This window comes from Streptomyces prunicolor (genome assembly GCF_045162825.1).
Lineage (GTDB): Bacteria > Actinomycetota > Actinomycetes > Streptomycetales > Streptomycetaceae > Streptomyces > Streptomyces prunicolor.
In genome coordinates, this window is sequence record NZ_CP108676.1 from 8,209,304 (window position 1) to 8,230,987 (window position 21,684).

Consider the following 21,684-nt stretch of genomic DNA (forward strand, 5'->3'; position numbering starts at 1 on the left):
GTCGTCGAAGGCTAGGTAAGAACTCTGAGAGGACCTGCTAAAGAAGCTGAGGTTTAGCTGAGTGACAGGCGGTGCGCAAGAGGTCGCACCCCTTCGTCATGAACTGTTCATGATCAGCCGCTACGACGACTGCGGCCGCACCCCCGCGAACACCGCCCCGGCGTCCCGCAGCCGCTCGTGCAGCGCCCGGAACACCTCCGCCGAGCGGGCGCCCGGCCAGTCCCGGGGGAGCAGGCTCGCGGGCAGGCCGGGGTCGGCGTAGGGGAGATGGCGCCAGGAGTCCAGGGCGAGGAGGTAGTCGCGGTATGCGTCCTCGGGCGGGGTGTCCGCGCGCTGCTCCCAGGCGTGCAGCACGGGCGCGTGGCGGTCGAGGAACGCCTGGTGCCGGTCGGCGATCGCGGGCAGGTCCCACCAGCGGGCCACGGCCTCGGCGGTCGCCGCGAAGCCGAGGTGCTCACCGCGGAAGAAGTCCACGTACGGGTCGAGACGCAGCCGTTGGAGGATGTGCCGGGTCTCCTCGTACAGGCGGGCGGGCGCGATCCACACGCCCGGGGCGGCGGTGCCGAAGCCGAGGCCGGACAGGCGGGAGCGCAGGACGTGCCGCTTCTGGCGCTCGGACTCGGGTACGGAGAACACCGCGAGCACCCAGCCCTCGTCCTCCGGGGGCGTGGTCGCGTAGACGCGCCGGTCGCCGTCGTCGAGCAACTGCCTTGCCTCGGGCGAGAGTTGATACCCGGCGGCGCCTTCTGCCGTACGGGCGGGCACGAGCAGCCCGCGCCGTTTGAGGCGGGACACCGACGAGCGCACGGAGGGCGCGTCGACGCCGGCCGCGGCCAGGAGCCGGATCAGTTCCGCGACCGGAACCGGGCCGGGCACGAAGCGGCCGTACGCGCCGTAGAGCGTGACGATGAGAGACCGTGGAGCATGCTGGTCGGACACGTTGATCATCTTAGGCCGACAGCATCGCCGCTGGTCACCTCGGGTGCGTAACCTGAACTTTCACAGTCCGCAGGTCACCGCGAGGGGCGGGAACGGTCAGGCGGCGACGGCGAGTCGGTCCGCCGGCACCCGGTGCGGGGCGACGATCCGGCCGTCGGGAAGCACGGCGCCCAGGTCGTCGAAGACGATCGCGCCGTCGCACAGCAGCGTCCAGCCCTGTTCGGGGTGGGCCGAGACGATGTGCGGGGTGGTGGTGTCGGCGGCGGTCACGGGGCACGAGGACTGGTGGGAACACATGGCGTACCTCCACGTCGGATGCGATCCGTTCCGGCGGCTCCGTCACCGCCCGCATCGCATATACAGACCATCCTCCCGCCGCGAACTCATCGGAACCGCCCGCTGTGAAGCGTGACAACACGCGGACAACACTCGGACCGTTCCACGACGCTCGGTGCGGAGTCGCCACCTGAGGAGTGACGATCAAGGCGCGGTGCGGACTCGCCACCGAAGGAGTGAGGATCACGGGAGTCGGGGCGGTCGGGCGGTACCAGTGGAGCCTCAACTCCAGGAGGTTCTCCATGTCCATGCGTTCCGTCCTCGGTACGGCGGCCGGTGCCGCGCTGCTCCTGCTCGCCGCCGCGCCCGCCGCCACCGCGTCCGCCGCCCCGTACGAGACGGTGACGGTCGACCCCACGGGCAGCATCGCCCCGGACGGCACCGTCACCCTCTCCGGCACCTACCGCTGTCTCGGCAACTCCGGTGCAGCCTTTGTCAGTTCCTCCGTCGTCCAGGGCGACTCCCCGGTCCGGCACGGCATCGGCGGCACCCGCGCGGTCTGCGACGGCATGGAACACACCTGGGAGAACTCGGGCAAGCCGTCGTCCGACCCGCTCACCCCCGGCGCCGCCAAGGTCGAGGCCACGGTGATGGAACTGTCCTCCGGGGGCGGCCTGCCGCTGCCGCGCTTCCACGCGGTGCAGCAGCAGGACATCACCCTCGCGAAGAGCTGAGCCCGCGGCATCCCCGTACCCTGAAGCCCGCCACACGACTCCGGCCCGACCCCAAGTGGGGCCGGGCCGGAGGTAGTTGGATCCGTCAGTGCTGGGTGTTGCTGGCCCAGATCGCGGTCGAGCCGCCGGAGTAGATCACCATGTTGCCGTCGCCCTGGAGGCGGAGGATGGCGCCGTCGTGGCCGCCGGTGTTGCTGGCCCAGACGGGCTTGTTGGCGGAGGTGTAGACGACGAGGTTGCCGTCCGCCTGGAACACCGCGTGGTAGTTCGAGCCGAAGGTCATGGTGGCCCAACGGGCCTTGTTGTTCTCGTCGTAGAGCACGAAGTTGCCGTCGGACTGCATACGCAGCCGCGCCTTCTTCGCGTTGATGGACTGGCCCGCCTTCAGCACCCGGGTGGCCGTGACGAGGACGTCCGACGGATAGCTCGATGTGGTGGTGGTGCTCGACTTCGTCCCGGACTTGGTCGTCCCGGACTTGGTCGAACCGGACTTCGTCGTCGTGGACTTCTTCGTCGGCTTCGCCGCCGAGGCCGGCTTGTTCGTCTTGACCGTCGTCGGCTCGCTCACCGGCTGGGCGACGGTCCCCTTGCCGGATGAGGTCTTGTGCGGTGTGGCGATCTTCGGTGAGGCGTGTCCGGCGGGGGCGGTCGGGGTGCCCGAGGCGTACGCCCCGGCGCCCGGTGTCGCCGCGCCGTCGCCGAGAATCGTGCCCGCCTGGTCGGCGACCACCCGGTTGTGGGTCTCCGGCGTCTTGTCCCGGCTCATCAGCAGTCCCGGCACCGCGATCAGCAGCGCGCCGAGCACGGCCGCACCGGCCAGCAGCGGACGGCCCGGACGGCCGACGGACGCGGTCGCCGTGTCTTTGGGGGTCGGTCCGTCGCCCTCGGGCATGCTCGCGGCCAGCGCCCCGACGGGGGCCTCGGCCTCGGCTTCCGGCCGGGCGGCGGCCGCGGGTTCCGGGCCGGCCGGCTCCGCGGGCTCCTCCCGCGTACGGCCACCGGCGAGCGCCTCGGTCTCCGCCGCCGAGACCGCGGGACGACTCAGCTCGGCCGCGACGGACTCCGCGGAGAGAGCTCCGGGGGACCCGAGTGAACCCGCAGCCCCTGAACGGGACTTGGGCACCTCGCCGGCCGTACTCGCCGCCGCTGCCTCGCTCGCCGTGGTCGAGGTCTCCTCGGCGGACGCCGCCGCTGATATCGATGTCGATGCCGTCGGGTCCGCCGCCGTCGCCTCGCCGGCCGGGGCACCCGTCACGGAATTCTCTGCCGTGTTCTCTGCCGCCGTATTCCGCGCGGCCGGTCCGGTTCGGTCTGTCATCCGCCCTGTCCGCTCTCAATCGTCCAGCAGTTCGTCGTACGTCTGTGTGCGCAATCCTATTCACGTCCCATCACGCTCATGAGCCAACAGCGGTTCCTTTCACCGGAGTTAACAATCGACACGCACAAGCCCCGGCGCTGGTACGGCCGTTGCGCAACAGCCCATAATTCGCCGTACGGCACTGTTGTGCCGCACCGCGCACCCCCGCTCCGGACGTTCCGCTTTCCGGACCGGAGTGGGAACGGGCGTGCGGGGACGGCATGATGGGGTTGCCGCAACCGACAGGTGCCGACACGAGGAGGTCAGCTGAGTGCGCCAGGTACTGACGGTCTGTCCGGAGGGCACCGGGGACGCCCGGACGATCGGAGAGGCCCTGGCGAGGGCGCGCGGAGGCGCGGTGCTGAGTGTGCGCCCGGGGACGTACGAGGAGAATCTCGTCGTCACCACCCGGGTCACCATCGTCGCCGAACAGGCGCGCGGCACCGTCCGGTTGGCACCGCGCAAGGGCATCGTGATCTCGCTGCGCGTGGACGCGGTGATGCTGACCGACCTGGTGGTCCAGGGCCACGACGAGGAACAGCCGGCCGTGGACGCCTCGCACGGGCAGGTCGCCATGCAGGGCTGTGATCTGTCCGGCGCCTCGTGGACGACCGTACTGGCCCGCAACTCGGGCTCGCTCGCGATGCGCGAGTGCCGGGTGTCGAACCGCACCGGCGCCGGTGTCGTGGTCACCTCGTCCACGGAGAGTTCGCTGGAGTCCTGCACCTTCGAACACTTCGGCACCAGCGGCGTGGTGATCAGCGAGCGCGGCCGGGCCACCCTGCGCGGCTGCACGGTGCGGGACGCGCGCGGCAACGGCGTGCTCGCCAACGGCGACGCCCAGGGCTCCGTGGAGGACTGCGACCTCGCCTCAACCGACAAGCCCTCACTGGCACTTGAGGAGCGCAGCGCGATACGGGTGCTGCGGACCGTGATCCGCGACACGTCGATCGGTGTGCACATCACCAGCACCGCCCGCTGTGAGCTGGAGGAGGTGCGGGTCACCGGCTCCAGCGGGCCCGGCATCATCGTCTCGCACGGCAGCGACCCGGTGCTGCGCCGCTGCCGCACCGCCCGCACCACGGGCAACGGCCTGCTGGTGACGGACCGTTCGCGCGGCACCTACGAGGACTGCTGGCTGACCGGCGCCCAGATGTCGGCGCTGCGGGTGGCCGGGGCCTCCTCGCCCACGCTGACCTCGCTGACCGTCCGGGACGGCGAGTCGGACGGCGTGCTGCTCGAAGAGGACGCGGCGGCCGAGCTGGAGCGCGTGGAGATCATCGACGTCAAGGGCGCCGGTGTGGTGATCCGCGGCAACGCCAACCCGCTGGTGCGGCGCGCCAGGATCACCGGCGCGGGTGGCTGTGGCGTCTCGGTGCGCGACGGCGGGCGCGGCCGGGTCGAGGACTGCACGGTGGAGGCGCCGGGCGGCGCGGGCGCGGAGGTCGCGGCGGGCGGCAACGTCTATCTCGCGGGATTCAAGGTCAACAACCCCGGCGGTGCCGGTCTGGAGATCGGCGGCGAGGGCACGGCGGCGCTGCGTGACGGCGAGCTGGTCTCGGCCGGCGGCTGCGGTGTACTCGTGGACACCGGCGGCGAGTTGACGGCGAACCGGGTGCGGACCGCCGCGTCCGCCGAGCACGGTTTCCTGGTCCGTGACGGCGGCCGGGCCTCCCTGAACGGCTGCGAGGCGGCAGGCAACGACCGCGACGGCATCCGCGTCGAGTCGGAGGCACCGGTGTCGGTCGTGGGCTGCACGGTCCGCGACAACAAGGGCGGCGGCCTCGTGCAGGCCAAGGCGGGCGGCCGGCTCGCGGTGGAGAACCTCACCAGCACCGGCAACGAGTCCCGCGACGCCTGGGGCTTCGGCGAGGCCGAGGGCACCGACCCGGCAGGCACCGTGTCCGCCTCGGACGGCCCCGGACGCCCCGACGGACCGATGGCCGCGCTGGAGAGTCTGATCGGCCTGGACAACGTCAAGGAACAGGTCCGCACCCTCGTCAACCTCACCCAGCTCGCCGCCCGCCGTGCCCAACTCGGCATGTCCGCACCGCCGATGAGCCGCCACCTGGTCTTCGCGGGCCCGCCCGGTACCGGTAAGACCACCGTCGCCCGCCTCTACGGCACGATCCTCGCCGAGCTGGGCGCCCTGCGCTCCGGACACCTCGTCGAGGTCTCCCGCGCCGACCTCGTCGCCCAGGTCATCGGCGGAACGGCCATCAAGACCACCGAGGCCTTCGAACGGGCCCTGGGCGGTGTCCTGTTCGTCGACGAGGCGTACACCCTCACCTCCGACTCCCGTGGATCCGGGGCCGACTTCGGGCGCGAGGCCGTCGACACGCTGCTGAAGTTGATGGAGGACCACCGCGAGGACGTGGTCGTCGTCGCGGCGGGCTACTCCGACGAGATGCGCAGCTTCCTCGGCTCCAACCCCGGTCTGGCGTCCCGCTTCTCACGCACCGTCGAGTTCGAGAACTACTCGGTGCCGGAGCTGGTCGAGATCATGGAGAGCATGTGCGTACGCCACCAGTACGCACTCGCCGACGAGACCCGACTCGCCCTCGCGGTGCACTTCGAGCGCATACCCAAGGACGCCGGGTTCGGCAACGGCCGTGCCGCACGGCAGGTGTTCGAGGAGATGGTGGACCGGCAGGCCGTACGGCTGTCCGCGCTCACCGACGTCACCGAGCAGGACCTCTCGCTGCTGCTGCCGCAGGACATCAGCGAGGAGGCGGCCCGCACCGCCGCCGACGGCCCGAACGCCGTCGACCCCGGCGACGACGCGCTCAGCAGGCTGGACGCGCTGGTCGGACTGCACGCCGTGAAGCGGGACGTCACCGACCTCGTCAACCTGGTGTCGACCGCCAAGCAGCGCGAGGCCGCCGGACTCCCGGTACCCCGGCTCAGCCACCACCTCGTCTTCACCGGCCCGCCCGGCACCGGCAAGACCACCGTGGCCCGCCTCTACGGCGAACTCCTTGCCTCCCTGGGCGTGTTGCCGCGCGGCCAGCTCGTCGAGGTGTCCCGCGCCGACCTGGTCGGCCGATACGTGGGCCACACCGCGCAGTTGACCCGGGAGGTCTTCGAACGGGCCCTGGGCGGCGTCCTGTTCGTCGACGAGGCGTACACCCTCACCCCGCGTGAGGCGTCCGGTTCCGACTTCGGCCGGGAGGCCGTGGACACCCTGCTGAAGCTGATGGAGGACCACCGCGACAAGGTGGTCGTCATCGTCGCCGGGTACACCCAGGAGATGGAGAACTTCCTGGCCTCCAACCCGGGCCTGTCGTCGAGGTTCTCGCGCCGGGTCGAGTTCGCGGACTACTCCTCCGACGAGCTGGTCACCATCGTCCGCGAGCACGCCGTACAACTCGGCTACGAGTGCGCTGCCGGACTGGGACCGGTCCTGCGGCAGTACTTCGACTCGCTGCCCCGCGACCGGTCGTTCGGCAACGCGCGCACCGCCCGTCAGATCCTGGAGCGGATGATGACCCGACAGGCGGGCCGGCTCAGCCGACTGGCCGTCCCCAGCCTCGACGACCTGCGAATCCTCCTCCCGGAGGACCTCGCCGACCCGACGGCCACCTCTCCCTCCTCCAGCGGGGCGGCCCGCGCATGACGACGATGTACGGCAAGGTCTCCGCCACCGGTCTGGCACTGCTGCTGACGGCCGCCGCGAGCGCCGTCGGCACCGGATCCGCGTCGGCGGCGGGAAGCACGGTCCAACTCCCCGTGCTGGCCGCGCGGTTGGACTCCGACGCGGCCTGTGCGGCGGGCTCGGACCAGCGCGCCACCGACGTGCCCTGGGAGCAGGTCTCGCTCCAGCTCAGCCGCACCTGGTCGTTCGCGTCGGGCGCCGGGGTGACCGTCGGCGTGGTCGACACCGGGGTCTCGTCCTCCGCACCGGCGCTCAAGGGGCGGGTCACGGCGGTCGGCGACGCCGGGACCGACTGTGTGGGACACGGCACCTTCGTGGCCGGGCTGGTCGGCGCCGCCGTAGCGGACGGTGTGCGGTTCGCGGGGGTGGCGCAGCAGGCGCGGATCCTCGCGGTGCGCGGCAGTGACGCGCGCGGGGCGGTCACCGCCGAGCGGGTCGCGGACGGCATCCGGGCCGCGGTGAACGGCGGGGCGAAGGTGGTGACGGTGTCGGCGGCGCTCGCGGCCGACACCCCCACGCTGCGCTCGGCCGTCGCGCTGGCCGCGAAGAAGGACGTCCTGGTGATCGCGGCGGCCGTACCGGACACCCCGGCGACGGCGACCTCGACGGACACCCCGCCCGCCCGCGACTACTACCCGGCCGCCGACGACGGTGTCCTCTCCGTCCTCGACGTCGACGTCTCCGGCAAGCGGCCGACCGGTGCGTACACGACCTCCAGCGCCTCGATCGCCGCCCCCGGGGACGGAGTTGTCGGCATCGGTCCGAAGAAGGCCGGGCACTACATCGGCTCGGGCGCGTCACTGGCCGCCGGTTTCGTGGCGGGGGCGGCGGCACTGGTCCGCTCCGTCCACCCGGACCTGACGGCCACCCAGACCGCGGCCCTCCTCCGCTCCTCCGCCTACCCGGCCGACGTCCCCCGCCTCGACCCGTACGCGGCGGTCACCTCGGTCCTGACCGGCACCGCCGCCGCACCGGCCCGGGGCGACTCGGGCACCCCGGTCCACCTCCCGGAGGACAAGGCGGCAGGCCCCCTCCGCCGCGCCCTGTGGCCCGCGTCGGCAGGCCTCGCCGTGATCATCGCGGTGGTGTGGCTCGGCCTGATCCTGCCCCGGGGGCGCCGCTTGGGCTGGCGTCCGTCCAAGCCGGAGCGTACGGCCGGGCCCCAGCCCGAGAGCGCGGAGAGCCCGGTTCCGGTGGGCACCGGTGCTCAGGGGGCCTCGGAGAGCTGACGGCCGGCAGCCACGCAGGTGTGAAACGGAACGGCCCCGGGCGACGAACAGTCGCCCGGGGCCGTTCCGTTCAGTGCCTACGCTTCCTCTTCCGCTCCCGCCGCCAGTGCCGTCTGGATGAGGGACGGCTTGCGGCGGACGATGTGGAGGGCTCGGCCCGGGGGGAGGACCCGAGGCTTGACGTTGCCGAAGACATAGCCCTCGGACGGGGAGCAGGACATCAGGATGCCCGGGGTGTTGACCTCGTCCAGGCGGCGCAGGAGCTGGTCGTTCAGGCCGCGGCCGGCGCCCGTGGCGGAGCGGGCCACGACCACGTGGAGGCCCAACTCGTGGCCCAGGGCGAGGTGTTCGAAGAGCGGGGCGAAGGGGTGGTCCATGACCGTGCCGCCGCCGACCATGTCGTAGTCGTCGACGAGGACGAACAGGCGGGGGCCCGTCCACCAGTCGGCCTGGCGCATGCGGGCCGGGGTGATCTCCTGGCCGGGGACGCGGGTGCGGAGGGCCTTCGCCGAGCCGCCGACCAGTTGTTTCAGGGCCTCCAGAGCCACCGCGTGGCCGAGGCGGTACTCCTCGGGGACCGCGTCGACCAGGCCGCGGCGGTAGTCCACGACCAGGATGCGGGCCTCGGCGGGGGTGTAGCGGGCGATGACCGCGTCCGCGACCAGCCGGAGGAGGTTGGTCTTGCCGCTTTCCGTGTCGCCGACGGCGACCAGGTGCGGGGTGCGGGAGAAGTCGTGCCAGACCGTGCCGAGGGTCTCCTCGTCCTGGCCGAGCGCGAGCTTGAGGCTGACGCCGTCGCCGAGTTCGGGCTCGGCCAGTTCGGCCGCGGGCAGGCGGTGCGGGAGCATCCGGACCTGGGGGGCGCGTGGGCCGTGCCAGGCGGAGGCGATGCGGTCGACCAGGTCCGCTACGCCCTCGCTGAGGGTTTCGTGGTCGGTGGAACCGTCACCTCGGGGCAGCGCCGAGAGGAAGTGGAGTTTCGTCTCCACGGTCAGACCGCGGCCGGGTATCTGCGGTACCGCGCTCGCCTTGCGGATGTCCACGACGGAGTCCATCGTGTCGCCGAGCCGGAGTTCGAGCCGGGTCGCGGACTGGTCGCGGACCGGGGCGGTGAGTTCCAGCCAGCGGGCGGTCGCGACGATGAGGTGGATGCCGTAGTTGAGACCGCTGGTGGCGATCTGGTTGAACGTGGGGATGAACTGGTCGAAGTTCTGCCGGACCGCCGACCAGCCGTCGATCACCAGGAAGATGTCGCCGTGCGGTTCGTCGGGGAACTCCCCGGCCGCGCGGCGGCGCCGGTAGGTGGACATCGAGTCGATGCCGTTGTCGAGGAAGAACTGCTCGCGCTGGGTGAGGACGGCGGTGACCTCGGCGACCGTACGGCTGATCCGCTCGGTGTCGAGGCGGGCCGCGACCCCGCCGACGTGCGGCAGACCGGTGAGCTGGGAGAGCGTGCCGCCGCCGAAGTCGAGGCAGTAGAACTGGACTTCGCGCGGGGTGTGGGTCAGCGCGAGCGCCATGATGAGGCTGCGCAGGACGGTCGATTTGCCGCTCTGTGAACCGCCCGCGACGGCGACATGGCCGCCCGCCCCGGCGAGGTCCACCACGAGCGGATCGCGGCGCTGGTCGAAGGGCTTGTCGACCAGGCCGACCGGGACCCGCAGCTTCCCGGCGCCGACCCAGCGGGACGCGCTCAGACCGCGGTCCGGGTCCTCGGCGAGACCGCCGAGCAGGACGTCCAGCGGGGAGGCGGTGTCCAGCGGCGGCAGCCACACCCGGTGGGCGGGCGGTCCGGAGTCGCGCAGCCGGTCCAGCGCCACCGCCAGCAGGCTCTCGGCGGCCTCCTCCGCCTCGGGCTCCGGCGCCGCGATCGCGGCCGGTGCCGGAGCGCGCGGCACGATGTACCCGGTCGACCAGGGCACCACCTGGGTGGCGACCCGGGCCTGCGCGACCGCGCCACCGCGCCTGCGGTAGGGGCCGGAGACGTAGGCGGCGCGGAAGCGGGTCAGGGCCTCGATGCCGGACTTGAGGTAGCCGCTGCCGGGCTGCGAGGGCAGTTCGTAAGCGTCCGGGACCCCGAGCACACCCCGGGACTCCATCGCGGAGAAGGTGCGCAGACCGATCCGGTACGACAGGTGCGACTCCAACTGGTGCATCCTGCCCTCGTCCAGGCGCTGCGAGGCGAGCAGCAGATGCACGCCGAGGGACCGGCCCAGGCGGCCGATCATCACGAACAGCTCCATGAACTCCCGGTGCGAGGCGAGGAGTTCGCTGAACTCGTCGACGACGACGAACAGGCTGGGCAGCGGGGCGAGATCGGCGCCGCCGGCCCGTGCCCGCTCGTACTCCAGGGCCGAGGTGTAGTTGCCGGCCGACCTCAACAGCTCCTGGCGGCGGATGAGTTCACCGTGCAGCGCGTCCTGCATACGCTCCACCAGGGCGGCCTCGTCGGCGAGGTTGGTGATGACGGCGGAGGTGTGCGGGAGTTCGTCGAGACCGAGGAAGGTCGCGCCGCCCTTGAAGTCCACCAGCACGAAGTTCAGGGTCTCGGAGGAGTTGGTGAGCGCCAGGCCGAGGACCAGGGTGCGCAGCAGCTCGGACTTGCCGGAACCGGTCGCGCCGATCAGCATGCCGTGCGGGCCCATGCCGCCCTGCGCGGACTCCTTGATGTCCAGCTCCACGGGCCGGCCGTCCGCGCCGACGGCGACCGGGACGCGCAGTCGGGCCGAGCCGGTGTGCCGCCGCCAGATCGTGTCGGGGTCGAGCCGGTGCAGGTCGGCGATGCCGAGCAGCGTGGTCAACTCCGTGTCGTTCGACAGCGGTTCGACCGCGTCCGAGGAGAGCGTCATCCGGTACGGCGCGATCAGCCGGGCCAGCGCCTCGGCGGCGACCGGGCCCACCCGGTCGGGACGGCCCAGCACGGTGGACTGTTCCTTGCGGCTGCGGTCGGTGCGGACCAGGGCGACCGCGTCCGGGGAGACGTCGAGGCGCAGCGTGGTGCGGCCGGGGCGCCAGGTGAGGCTGTCGGAGAGGTCCACGACGACGGCGTTGCGGTAACCGGGGCCGTCGAAGCGGTGGCCCGCCGGGATGGCCGCGCCGTCCACGATGACGACCACCAGTGGCTCGTCACGGCCGGGCACCGCGTCGGGGTCGAACGCGGGCCGCTCGGAGAACTCGCTGCCGAGCTGGTCCTCCAGATCGGTGAACGCGGAGGCCACCATGCGCAACGGGCCCGCGCCGTCCGTCTCCTGGGGGTGCTGGTTGTGCGGCAGCCACTTCACCCACTCCCACTCGGCGCGTACCTCGTCAGCGGCACAGACCGCGATCCACAGCTCCTCCGGCGGGTGGAACAGGGCCAGTTGGGCCAGCGCGGCGCGCAGCATCCCGCGGGCGGAGTCGTGGTCGCCGTGCACCAACACCCGTGACCAGGACCGCAGATACAGCGCGATGGGCTGACCGGGAACGGTGCTGTAGGCGCGGATGAAGCGGCGCAGGGCGTGCGCGCACAGCGGTTCCAGGTCCTCAACGGGCTTGCTGGAGACGGGAGTCAGCCGCATGGCGAGCTGCTGGTCGCCGACCGCGATCCGCACCTCGCCGAAGTCCTCGTCCTTCACCCGGCGCTCCCACAGCCGCGTGGTGCGGACCATGGTGCGCAGCACCCGGGGCTCGGGATGCCGCCAGGCCAGGGCGAGCTGCTGCTCGATCACGGCACGCTGCACCGTACGTCGACTTTGCGCCAAGTACCGCAGATAGTCCCGGCGTTCGCCGCGCAGCCGCTGCTTGCGGTCGCCGGCCTTGCGCATGACCTGACCGATCATCATCGCACCGGCGGCCATCACCATCATGCCGAGCGCGATGTACATGAAGATGCCGCTGGACTGTCCGCCCGACCGCATGAACATCATCATCATCGAGACCGACATCATCGCCATCGGCAGATACGTCCACACCGCGGACGTGTCCGGGACGGTCTCCATGAGGGTCGGCGGCTCCTGGAGGACCAACTCGCCGGCGGGCATGTCGGGTCCGCGACGGCGGGCCGGACGACGGAACAGGACCACGCTCAACGCTTGGGGCTCCTAACGGACTTCGCGCACCGCGGCGGCATGTGGGGGCATGCACCGAAACTGGCCTCGGTACTGGCACGGTGGAGGACGCTGTCAACACCGTTGGTGGGGGCTCCCGTTGACACGAGTCGTAGGGAGTGTCAGTAGTGTGCACCCCGTCAACTCTGTACGTCCATGTCACCCCCCGCTTCACCGGCACCCTGTTTCCCTCGTTTTCTCCTCGTTGTCCCCTCGTTGTCCCCTCGTTGTTCCCCTCGTTCCCCCCACCCCGCACGCCGCGCCGCGTGCCCCCGTTTCGATGTCCAGGAGACGTGAGCCCCGGTATGACCGACACTTCCGTGACCGGCCTGTGCCATCTGACCGTGCGGGCCCCCGCCCGCACCATCGACCTCGCCGTGCCGTCCGACGTGCCCGTCGCCGACCTGCTGCCCACGGTGCTGCGGTACGCGGGGGAGGAGGCCGAGGAGACCGGTCTCGAACACGACGGCTGGATACTCCAGCGCCTCGGCGGACGGCCGCTCGACGACGAGGCGACCCTCGCCTCGCTCGGGCTGACCGACGGCGAGGCGCTCCATCTCCGGCCGCGCACCGAGGCGTTGCCCGAGGTGCGCCTCGACGACCTGGTCGACGGCATCGCCGCGGTCACCCGGGACCGGCTGCACGGCTGGAGCCCCGAGGCGGCGAGACGGCTGCTGCGCGGCCTGCTCGCGGTGGCGGTGCTGGCCGGTCTTGTCCTGCTGGCCCTGCCGGGCGCCCCGGCGTCGCTGCGCGCGGCCACCGCCGTGGGAACCGGCCTGCTGCTGCTGGCCGGGGCCGCGTCGGCGAGCCGGGCGGTGGACGACCCGATGACCGGCGTGGTCCTGGGCCTGCTCGCCTCCCCGGCACTCGCGCTCGCGGGCTGGCTGGTGCCGGGCGGTGAGCTGAGCGGTCCCCAGGCCCACCAGGTGCTGGGGGCACGGCTGTTGGGGGCGGCGGCGGCCTGGGCGGGCGGCGCGGTGCTGGCCCTCGCGGCCTCCGCGGCCCGTACCCCGCTGTTCCTGGCCTCCGCGCTGGTGGCGCTCGCGACGGCGGTGGGCGGCGTCATGATGACGGTGTTCGACGTGCGGGTGGCGGGCGCGGCCGGTGTGGTCGCCGCGCTGACGGTGCTGCTGGGCGGTCTGGTGCCCGCGCTGTCGTTCAAGTTCGCCGGGATGCGGATGCCCGCGCTGCCCACCAACGCGGAACAGCTCCAGGAGGGCATCGACCCCTACCGGGGCAACGACGTCGCCGTGCGCACCGAACTGGCCGGCGAGTGGATGACCGCGCTCTACGGCGCGACGGGCGTGCTCTCCTCGGCCTGCCTGGTGGCGCTGGCCCGCCGCCCGAGCCTCCCGGCGCTGCTGGTCGCGCTGGTCCTGTCGCTGCTGCTGCTCCTGCACGGCCGGGGTCTGGTGAACACCGCGCAGCGGCTGGTGCTGGTGCTGCCGGGCGCGTGGGGTCTGCTGCTGCTCGCGTTCGGTTGGGGGCTGCGGCTGTCCGACACCGAGCGGATCCTGCTGGTGGGCGGGCTGCTCGCGGTCGCGGCGACGCTCACGGTCGCGGTGTGGACCGTACCGGGACGGCGCATGGTCCCGTACTGGGGGCGCGCGGCGGAGATCCTGCACTCCCTGCTGGCGATCGCCCTGCTGCCACTGACCCTGTGGCTGCTGGGCGTCTTCGGCACCCTCCGCGGCATCTTCGGCTGACCACGTGTCGGTACTGCGGACGAGAAGCGGGTGAACTGGCTCCCGGCGCGGGCTGGTTGGCGACCATCGGTCCTGACCGGTCCGGGAACCGCCGGTTCGCGGGCAGGTCCCTGGCCCGCGGAGCGGGACGGGAGACGGAAGCGGGGCGCGGGTGGACTCGCTCGTCGTTCCGTGACGGGGACCGGGTGAACTGGCCGCCGTTCCGGTCCGGTTGGAGAACCGTCGGTCTGCGAGCAGGTCCGGGGCACGCGGAACGGGACGGGGGCCGGAAGCGGAGTGCGGGCGGATTCGCCCGCCGGTCCGTGACGAGGATCGGGTGAACTGGCCGTCGTTCCGGGCCGGTTCGAGGACCGGTGGTCCGCGAGCGCGGGCCGGGCATGTCGAATGTCGAATGTCGAACGAGAGCAGGAACCGGACGCGGTGTCACGGGCCGATCGGCCCGTTGATCCGTGAGCAGGGTCCGGGCACAGCCGAGCGAACAAGAAGCTGAACGACCAGCCGGGAGGAAAGCGTGCGGTCGAAGCGCGACCAGGTGCAAGCGCACACGTTCATGATGGGCCGCCTGACCTCGGGCATGCTGCTCGCCGACCCGGACGCACCGGAGAGCCCGCTGAGCCGTACCAGCCGGGGCGCCCTGGTCGGGGTGATCGTCGGGGTGCTGTTCTGCGGCGGGGCGCTGGTGTTCGGGCTGCTCAAGCCGGGCGGCAACGACGCCTGGCGCAGCGGCGACACCCTGATCGTCAACAAGGACACCGGCGCCCGCTACCTGTACGCCGACGGCAGGCTGCGCCCGGTGCGCAACTACGCCTCGGCCATGCTGATCGGCGGCGCCGACCTGACGACCACGTCGGTCGGCTCGAATTCGCTGGCGGGCACGCCGGTCGGCCGGCCGGTCGGGATCACCGGCGCCCCCGACTCCGTACCGGGCACCGGCGACCTGGAGTCCTCGCCGTGGGAGGTCTGCTCGACGGGCTCCGGCGCGCAGACGACCCTCGTGCCGGGCGCACCGGTGGAGACGGACTCCGTCGGCGCGAAGTCGGCGCTCGTGGTCAAGGGCCCTGACAAACACACCTACTTGGTGTGGCAGGGCAGCCGCCTCGAGCTGGACGAGGACTCGGGCGCCGCGGAGTCCCTCGGCTACGCGCCCGTGACACCCCGCCCGGTGTCCGCCGCCTTCCTCGACGCCCTGGTGACCGGCCCCGACCTGGCCACCCCGAAGGTCGACGGCCGCGGCACGACCGGGCCCGAACTGGGCGGCCGGGCCACCCGGATCGGCCAGGTGTTCCGCGTGGTCGCGGGCTCGGGCAACCAGGAGTACCTCCTCCAGAAGGACGGCCTGCACCCGGTGACGGACACCCAGTCCGCGCTGCTGCTCGGCGATCCGGACACCCGCAAGGAGGCCTACGACGGCGGGGCCCCGGACGTCGTCACCCTCGACGTCTCCGACCTGCGCGCCCACCAGGCACCGGGGACGGCCGGCACGGACGCGTCGGTCGCCGGGCTGCCGGACACTCCGCCGAGCGCGCTGTCGCTGACGGCGGGGCAGGCGGTGTGCGCCCAGGTCGACCCGGCCGACGGACAGGTGAGGGTGACCTCGGTACGGGTCCAGGAGACCGCGCTGTCCCCGGCGGCGCAGGCCGACCCGACGGCGCTGACCCCGGCCTGCGTGCCGGTGGACCAGGTGGTGGCGCGGCCCGGACACGGCGCGCTGGTACGGGCGTTGGGCGCGGCCGGCGGCACGGTCGGCGACACCACGTTCCTGGTCGGCGACGACGGGGTGAAGTACCGCATCCCGGACGCGAGCGCGCTCGCCGCCCTCGGCTACGGCGGGGCGACGCCGGTGGAGGTGCCGTCCACGCTGCTGTCGATGCTGCCGACCGGGCCCGAACTCAGCGCCCGGGCCGCGGCGTCGGACGCGGGCTCGGTGGGCGGGGCCATGGGCGGCGCGGCGACGCAGTGCGGCACCGGGACCGGCGGCGGATCCGAAATCGGCGGCGGCGTGGGCTCCGGCCTGCCCGCGATCGCCGGGAGTGTCCCGGCGGGCGGTGGTTCCGCAGCCGTACCGCCGTCGGACTCGAAGGCGGGCTCGAAAGCCGAAGGGGCCGCCAACTCGGCCTCGGGAACGGCGAACTGACGAAATCACGCCGATCGAGATCGTGTTCACGCCAAACCGGATTCGCTCTAGAACCGTCTGCCACGGAATCGCGTGTTCCGGTCAAGTTGCATACCGGTAAAAGCCTTTGAGCGGAACCTGTCGGCAACCTCAGATCTTCCTCAGTTCGTTGTCAGCGCAACTACCGTCAATCTAGGCTCAGTTGCACTCGTACCTCAGATCGACTTACGAAAGGTGGGACGATGGCTGGAGATGGCCAGCAGTCAAGCGAAGGTTCGACCCGGAACGGAATCCAGGCCCTGGAGAGCGCTTTCAGCGGCATCGTGAAGATCCGTCAGGACGTCGACAGCACCCGTTCCACCCTGGGCAGCGGCTACCAGGGCAGCGACGGCGGCCAGTACGGCCAGCTCCTCGCGCAGTGGGACGGCCAGTGCAACGTCATCCTCAAGAACCTCGAGGACGTCATCGACCGGCTGAACCAGAGCCTCGTGGAACACAACAAGACCCAGGGTTCCTCGAACGACTCCATCAACCAGGCGTACAACGCGTCGCAGTCGGCCTTCGACCAGCTCGCCGGCTGACCGACGCCCGCTTCCCCGTGACCTCGCGGTCACCTTCGATCCCCCATCGCGTAAGAGAGGCAAGCTGTGGCAGACAACCTGTCCGACGGTGTCATCTACGTCAGCTACAACCACATGTCGAACGCCGCGGACGACATGGTGGCGCAGACCAAGGCGATCGCCCAGACGCTCTCCAGCCTTGAGCAGGAACTCGGCGAGCTGTCCAAGACCTGGTACGGCAACGACGCCGACACCTACCGCCAGAAGCAGGCGGCCTGGGACGGCGCGGTGCAGAACATGGAGACGCTGCTCACCTCGCACTCGCAGCTCCTCAACGAGATCTCCAGCAGCTACAAGTACAGCGAGAACTCGCTCAGCCAGATGTGGTCCGAGGTCACCATCGGCCGCTGAGCCGGCCGGCTCCACCGCACCGACCGGTCTCCTCGCGGTCGGTGCGGGTCGTCCAGGCTCCTTCCCGTTCCGTCGCCGCGCCCTACGCCAGGGCCGGCGCGTTCCGCCCGCGGAGGCATCCATGGCAGACCTGACCCATCTCGACTCGACCGCGCTGAAGAACTTCAAGAACACCGACGTCGCCGACTTCATCAGCGATCTGCTGGAGATCCGCAAGGACAACCCGGCGGGCGTCCGGTCCCTGAAGAACCTGATCGCCGAGACCGGTGCCGGCTCCGCCCAGGGCCTCGCCAAGATCCTGCGCATCGGCCTGATGAACGGCGGCGACAGCTCGGACCCGGTCGGCGGGGGCACGCTCGTGGAGGCGCTCAAGACGCAGGCGACCGCGCTGGACAAGATCCTCACCGGCCAGAAGACGCTCTTCGACGACATCGACTCCGCGCTGGACGAGACGATCACCACCCTGCTCAAGACACAGGGCGACAGTCTCGACAAGATCGACGGCGAGAAGCTGCTGGACATCTTCGACACCGTCGACGGCGACATGAGCGGCAGCGACTCGAAGACCTCCTGAGCCCGGTGCGGCGCCCGCCGGCTCCTGCTGAGCCCCGGGCCCCGCACTCCGCTCCCTCCCCGTCCTCGCCCCCACATTCCCAGCAGCGGAGTTCCGCCTCATGAGCACTCCTCCCTCCGGGTCCCCCACCATCGACCCGGACGACTACTTCGCCCAGGCCGTCACCTACTTCACCGGCTATACGATCCCGACCCGGTCGAGCCTGTTCACCAAGCTCAGCAGCAAGAGCGACGACTCCTTCGGCGACCTCAAGCTGTTCCGGATGGAGATCTCGGGCATGGACATGCGGTCGGTGACCGCGGCCGACTACTCGGCGATCGGCGGCTGGCACGTCAACTCGGGCGAGGACTACGACCTCGCCTTCTACGACGCCGGCGGGGACGGCAAGCACAACAGCGTGGAGATGAAGAAGGCCCGGATCGTGATGATCGGCGTCACCGTCGACGAGAACGGCCGCGCCACGCTCTGGAGCGGTGGGGACATCGTCAGCGGGGGTGCGTTCGAGGGCTCGTACTCGCACACCCAGTGGGACTCGGGGCCGATGGCCCAGTACATCTCGGGCAGCAAGCTGGTCCTCGACCACCTGCTGGCGGCGCCGTACTCGACACAGGGCTTCTCCTACAGCGGAATGTCGGTCGTCGACGCCAACGCCGTCGACATGCTCTCCTTCGAGAACACCGGGCAGTCCTTCGACCGGGTGGTGCAGTTCTTCAAGGACCACTCGGACATCGTCAACCAGTGGATGACCTCGCTCGGCGAGGACCAGGCGGCCTGGAAGGGCAAGGCGGCCAGCCTCTTCTGGCATCTCCTGGACGAGCTGAAGACCAACTACGACGGCTACGTCTCCCAGTTGGGCGGCCGCGACTACACGGCGACCAACAGCACCCTCGGCGGCTACGTCCCGAAGTCGAAGCTGAGCGACGCGCTGGCCGCCGCGCAGCTGGCCCTGAAGAACGCGGTCACCGCGATGCAGGCCGCGTGGAGCGACTGGGCGTCGGACGGCCAGCACGACCCGCACTACCACGTGAAGAAGATCCTCGACGAGATCAGTCAGTGGGTCATCAACAACAACATCAACCACGTGCTGGAGGAGACCACCGCCGCGGGCGAGGCCGTCGTCACGACCTATTCGACCACCGACGCGTTCAAGCAGAACGTCCCCGAGTACGGCGACCTCACCCAGAAGACCACCTGGCAGAAGGTCGCCGACGCCGCCGTCAAGAGCTGGTCGGACCACGCGGACTCCAAGCTCAAACAGCCGTCCATCGACGCGCTCAGCGCCGTGAAGAACGCCTGGGCCGATGTGCAGGACGCCTTCGCCAACGAGATCACGAACAAGAACAACGAGACGCTCTCCGAGGTCCTCCAGAAGGAGGAGAACGAGATCGCCGAGGACGAGGCCAAAGAGAACCAGGACAAGCTCAACGAGGACCTCAACAACCTCGGGAACAACGTCAACAACCTCGGCAACAACCTGAACAACCTCAACGACAACATGAACGACAACCTCAACAACCTGGGGGACAACCTCAACAATCTGAACGACGGCCTGAACGACAACCTCAACAACCTCGGCGACGGCCTCAACAACCTCGGCACGAACCTCAACACGAACCTGAACGACAGCCTCAACAACATCGGCGACGGCCTGAATTCGAGCCTCAACAACCTGAACGACGATCTCGGCAACAGCCTGAACAACGTCGGCAGCGGGCTCGACGACCTCAACAACCTCGGTGGCGGCAGCGACAGCCTGCTGAACGGCGACGGTTCGAACGGCACCGACCCGAGCCAACTCGCCAGCTCCATCCTGAACGGCGGCCTCAGCCCGTCGCTCCTGAACGGCAACGACTCCACCAAAGACGGCTCGACCACGCTCAACTCCCCGACCGGGGGCACCACTCAGCTCAACGGCGACGGCACGCTCACCACGACGTTCCCGGACGGCTCCACCCAGACCATCGACCCGGCGACCGGCCTCGTCACCACCACGAACCCGGACGGCACCACCTCGGTCGGCCAGCTCAACCCGGGCACCACCATCACCAACCCGGACGGCTCGACCACCACGCTCAACGACGACGGCACGCTGACCACCAAGTTCCCGGACGGCACGAGCCAGACCATCGACCCGACCACCGGCCAGGTCAGCACGCTCAACCCGGACGGCACCACCTCGCTGTCGCAGCTCAATCCGACCGACGGCTCCTTCACCACCCCGGACGGCTCGACGGCCCAGCTCAACTCCGACGGCTCGCTGACCACGCACTTCCCGGACGGCTCCACCGAGACGCTCAACCCGGACACCGGCCAGGTCACCGTCACCGACCCCTCGGGCAACGTCACCACCACGCATCTCAACCCGGGCGACTCCTTCACCAACCCGGACGGCTCGACCACCACCCTGAACGACAACGGCACGCTGACCACCAAGTTCCCGGACGGCTCCGTCCAGACCCTCAACCCGGACACCGGCCAGCTCACCACCACCGACCCGTCGGGCCACACGACCACCACCGACATCGACGGCACCGACCTGCCCTCGTCCTCGATCGACACCAGCAACCTCAACGGCAGCGGCATCGACACGAGCGGTCTGAACAACGGCAGCAGCCTCGACACGAGCGGTCTGAACACAAGCGGCCTGAACACGACCGGGCTCAACAGCGGCGGACTGAGCAGCGGTGGTCTCAACACCTCGGGCAGCGGCCTGGATTCGGGCCTCGACAGCGGCTACGACGACTACGACAGCACCCCCTACACTGGCGGCCCGCTGCGCTCCGACGCCCTCGACACCGCCTCCCTCGCCGCCTCCACCGGAGAGCAGAGCGCGTCGAGCGGCACCCCGCTCAACCCGATGGGGATGGGCGGCATGGGAGGCATGGGCGGCGGTATGGGCGGAGGAGGAGGAGGCGGCGGCGGACAGGGCGGCACCACCGAGCGCACCCGGGCCGTCCTCACCGACCCCTCCAACACCTCCACCCGGCGCGGCCGGAACAACCGGGCCGCGTCCGTGGACGAGGACGAGGACATCGTGCTGACCCGGCCCACCACGTCCAGCGCCCCGTACCCGGTGGGCGGTCCCGGCAACAACGGCGCCGGCCAGAACGGCCGCTCCACGGAGAGCGGCGACCGCGCCCGCGACGCCTGGCTCACCGAGGACGAGGACGTCTGGGGCACGGACGAGGGCGGTTCACCGGCGGTGATCGGCCGATGAGCCACGAGTCGATCGAGCAGCGGCTGGCCAAGGCGGTGGCCGAACTGGAGGCCACCGAGGCCGCGGTGGCGCGCGCCGAGGGCGAACTCGCGCACGCCGAGAGCACGGTGCGCTCGGCGGACCGCGCGGTCGAGGTGACCGTCAGCGCGCAGGGCGACCTGCGCAAGCTGACCTTCCTGGACGACAAGTACCGCACGATGCCCGCCGGTCAGCTCTCCGCGAGCGTGCTGGAGGCGGTGCAGGAGGCCCGGGCCCGGATGGCCCGGCACGTCATGGCCACCTTCGAGCCCTTCACCAAGGCCAACCCCGAGGCACCCGAGATCACCGGCTTCGACGTGGACTGGAACAAGATCTTCGGCCCCGGTGTCCTGGAGGGCCCCAAGGGCGGCCGACGGCGCGGGGCCGGCCGGCTCCGCGACGAGATCAGCGAAGATCCGGAGGACTGAGAAGAAGATGTCGAACGCCTACTCCGCCAGCCCGCCCGCGCTCGTCGCCGGCACCCGGCAGATCGAGCAGATCAGCCAGTTGGCCAATGAGATGATCAGCGAGTTCATCACGGACGTGTCGTCCACCTCCGGCTGGCCCGGACACGACGACGACTTCGCGAACCAGATGCGGCCGCAGGAGAAACAACAGCGGGAGGGTTCCGTCCAGACCGGCTCGTCCCTGTCCGAGGCCATCGTCAGCATCGGCGACGGCACCCTCACCAACCTCAAGAGCGTGCTGGGCACCCAGAACGGCGTACTGGACGCCATCCACGACTCGAGCACGGGCGACACCGACAGTGGCTCGCACAACGGAAAGCACTGACGCGGCGGACCGCCCCTG

Annotated in this window: 15 protein-coding genes; 11 read left to right on the forward strand and 4 right to left on the reverse strand. The window is 70.9% G+C overall.

The features are described 5' to 3' along the window. Positions 1–120 precede the first annotated feature (120 nt). Positions 121–948, reverse strand: a complete 828-nt coding sequence (locus OG588_RS37690) for a PaaX family transcriptional regulator C-terminal domain-containing protein (protein WP_405951123.1) — start codon at positions 946–948, stop codon at positions 121–123. 87 nt (positions 949–1,035) lie between these two features. Continuing rightward, positions 1,036–1,236 carry a DUF5999 family protein gene (locus OG588_RS37695; RefSeq protein WP_019065069.1) on the reverse strand — a complete coding sequence of 67 codons (201 nt, stop codon included), beginning with the start codon at positions 1,234–1,236 and terminating at the stop codon, positions 1,036–1,038. A gap of 281 nt (positions 1,237–1,517) precedes the next feature. Between OG588_RS37695 and OG588_RS37700 the strand changes: the two genes are divergently transcribed. Beyond that, positions 1,518–1,949 carry a DUF6299 family protein gene (locus OG588_RS37700; protein ID WP_405951124.1) on the forward strand — a complete coding sequence of 144 codons (432 nt, stop codon included), beginning with the start codon at positions 1,518–1,520 and terminating at the stop codon, positions 1,947–1,949. Positions 1,950–2,034: 85 nt separating this feature from the next. Here the strand turns inward: OG588_RS37700 and OG588_RS37705 are convergent, their stop codons facing one another. Further along, a complete protein-coding gene (locus OG588_RS37705; protein WP_405951125.1) occupies positions 2,035–3,204 on the reverse strand; it encodes a hypothetical protein in 1,170 nt (389 codons plus the stop codon). Positions 3,205–3,577: 373 nt separating this feature from the next. Between OG588_RS37705 and OG588_RS37710 the strand changes: the two genes are divergently transcribed. Next, a complete protein-coding gene (locus OG588_RS37710; protein WP_405951126.1) occupies positions 3,578–6,922 on the forward strand; it encodes a right-handed parallel beta-helix repeat-containing protein in 3,345 nt (1,114 codons plus the stop codon). Continuing rightward, entirely contained in the window at positions 6,919–8,190 is a 1,272-nt protein-coding gene (locus tag OG588_RS37715) for a S8 family serine peptidase (RefSeq protein ID WP_405951127.1), read from the forward strand. Before OG588_RS37710 ends, OG588_RS37715 begins: the two co-directional genes overlap by 4 nt. 77 nt (positions 8,191–8,267) lie before the next feature. Here OG588_RS37715 and eccCa read toward each other — a convergent pair whose 3' ends face one another. Continuing rightward, entirely contained in the window at positions 8,268–12,209 is a 3,942-nt protein-coding gene (eccCa, locus tag OG588_RS37720) for a type VII secretion protein EccCa (RefSeq protein WP_405953305.1), read from the reverse strand. Between the two features lie 371 nt (positions 12,210–12,580). Here eccCa and eccD point away from each other — a divergent pair, with 371 nt between their 5' ends. The 8 genes from eccD to OG588_RS37760 all read left to right on the forward strand — a co-directional run bounded on the left by eccD (position 12,581) and on the right by OG588_RS37760 (position 21,666). Continuing rightward, complete coding sequence (gene eccD / locus OG588_RS37725) at positions 12,581–13,981, forward strand: type VII secretion integral membrane protein EccD (RefSeq protein ID WP_405951128.1); 1,401 nt, start codon at positions 12,581–12,583, stop codon at positions 13,979–13,981. A gap of 511 nt (positions 13,982–14,492) precedes the next feature. Next, positions 14,493–16,115, forward strand: coding sequence for a type VII secretion protein EccB (eccB, locus tag OG588_RS37730; RefSeq protein WP_405951129.1), 1,623 nt, complete (start codon positions 14,493–14,495; stop codon positions 16,113–16,115). A gap of 221 nt (positions 16,116–16,336) precedes the next feature. Beyond that, complete coding sequence (locus OG588_RS37735; RefSeq protein WP_019065061.1) at positions 16,337–16,675, forward strand: hypothetical protein; 339 nt, start codon at positions 16,337–16,339, stop codon at positions 16,673–16,675. A 66-nt stretch (positions 16,676–16,741) separates the two neighbouring features. Further along, complete coding sequence (locus OG588_RS37740) at positions 16,742–17,065, forward strand: WXG100 family type VII secretion target (protein ID WP_019065060.1); 324 nt, start codon at positions 16,742–16,744, stop codon at positions 17,063–17,065. Positions 17,066–17,186: 121 nt separating this feature from the next. Continuing rightward, the gene (locus tag OG588_RS37745) at positions 17,187–17,639 is read left to right on the forward strand and encodes a type VII secretion system-associated protein (protein ID WP_366099435.1); all 453 of its coding nucleotides are present in this window, start codon (positions 17,187–17,189) and stop codon (positions 17,637–17,639) included. Positions 17,640–17,739: 100 nt separating this feature from the next. Then, positions 17,740–20,856: an AAWKG family protein gene (locus tag OG588_RS37750; protein ID WP_405951130.1), complete on the forward strand. Its 3,117-nt coding sequence runs from the start codon at positions 17,740–17,742 to the stop codon at positions 20,854–20,856. Then, positions 20,853–21,302 carry a YbaB/EbfC family nucleoid-associated protein gene (locus OG588_RS37755; protein WP_019065058.1) on the forward strand — a complete coding sequence of 150 codons (450 nt, stop codon included), beginning with the start codon at positions 20,853–20,855 and terminating at the stop codon, positions 21,300–21,302. Before OG588_RS37750 ends, OG588_RS37755 begins: the two co-directional genes overlap by 4 nt. A 7-nt stretch (positions 21,303–21,309) precedes the next feature. Beyond that, on the forward strand, positions 21,310–21,666 hold the full coding sequence (locus tag OG588_RS37760) for a hypothetical protein (RefSeq protein ID WP_405951131.1): 357 nt from the start codon (positions 21,310–21,312) through the stop codon (positions 21,664–21,666). The last annotated feature ends 18 nt before the right edge of the window (positions 21,667–21,684 follow it).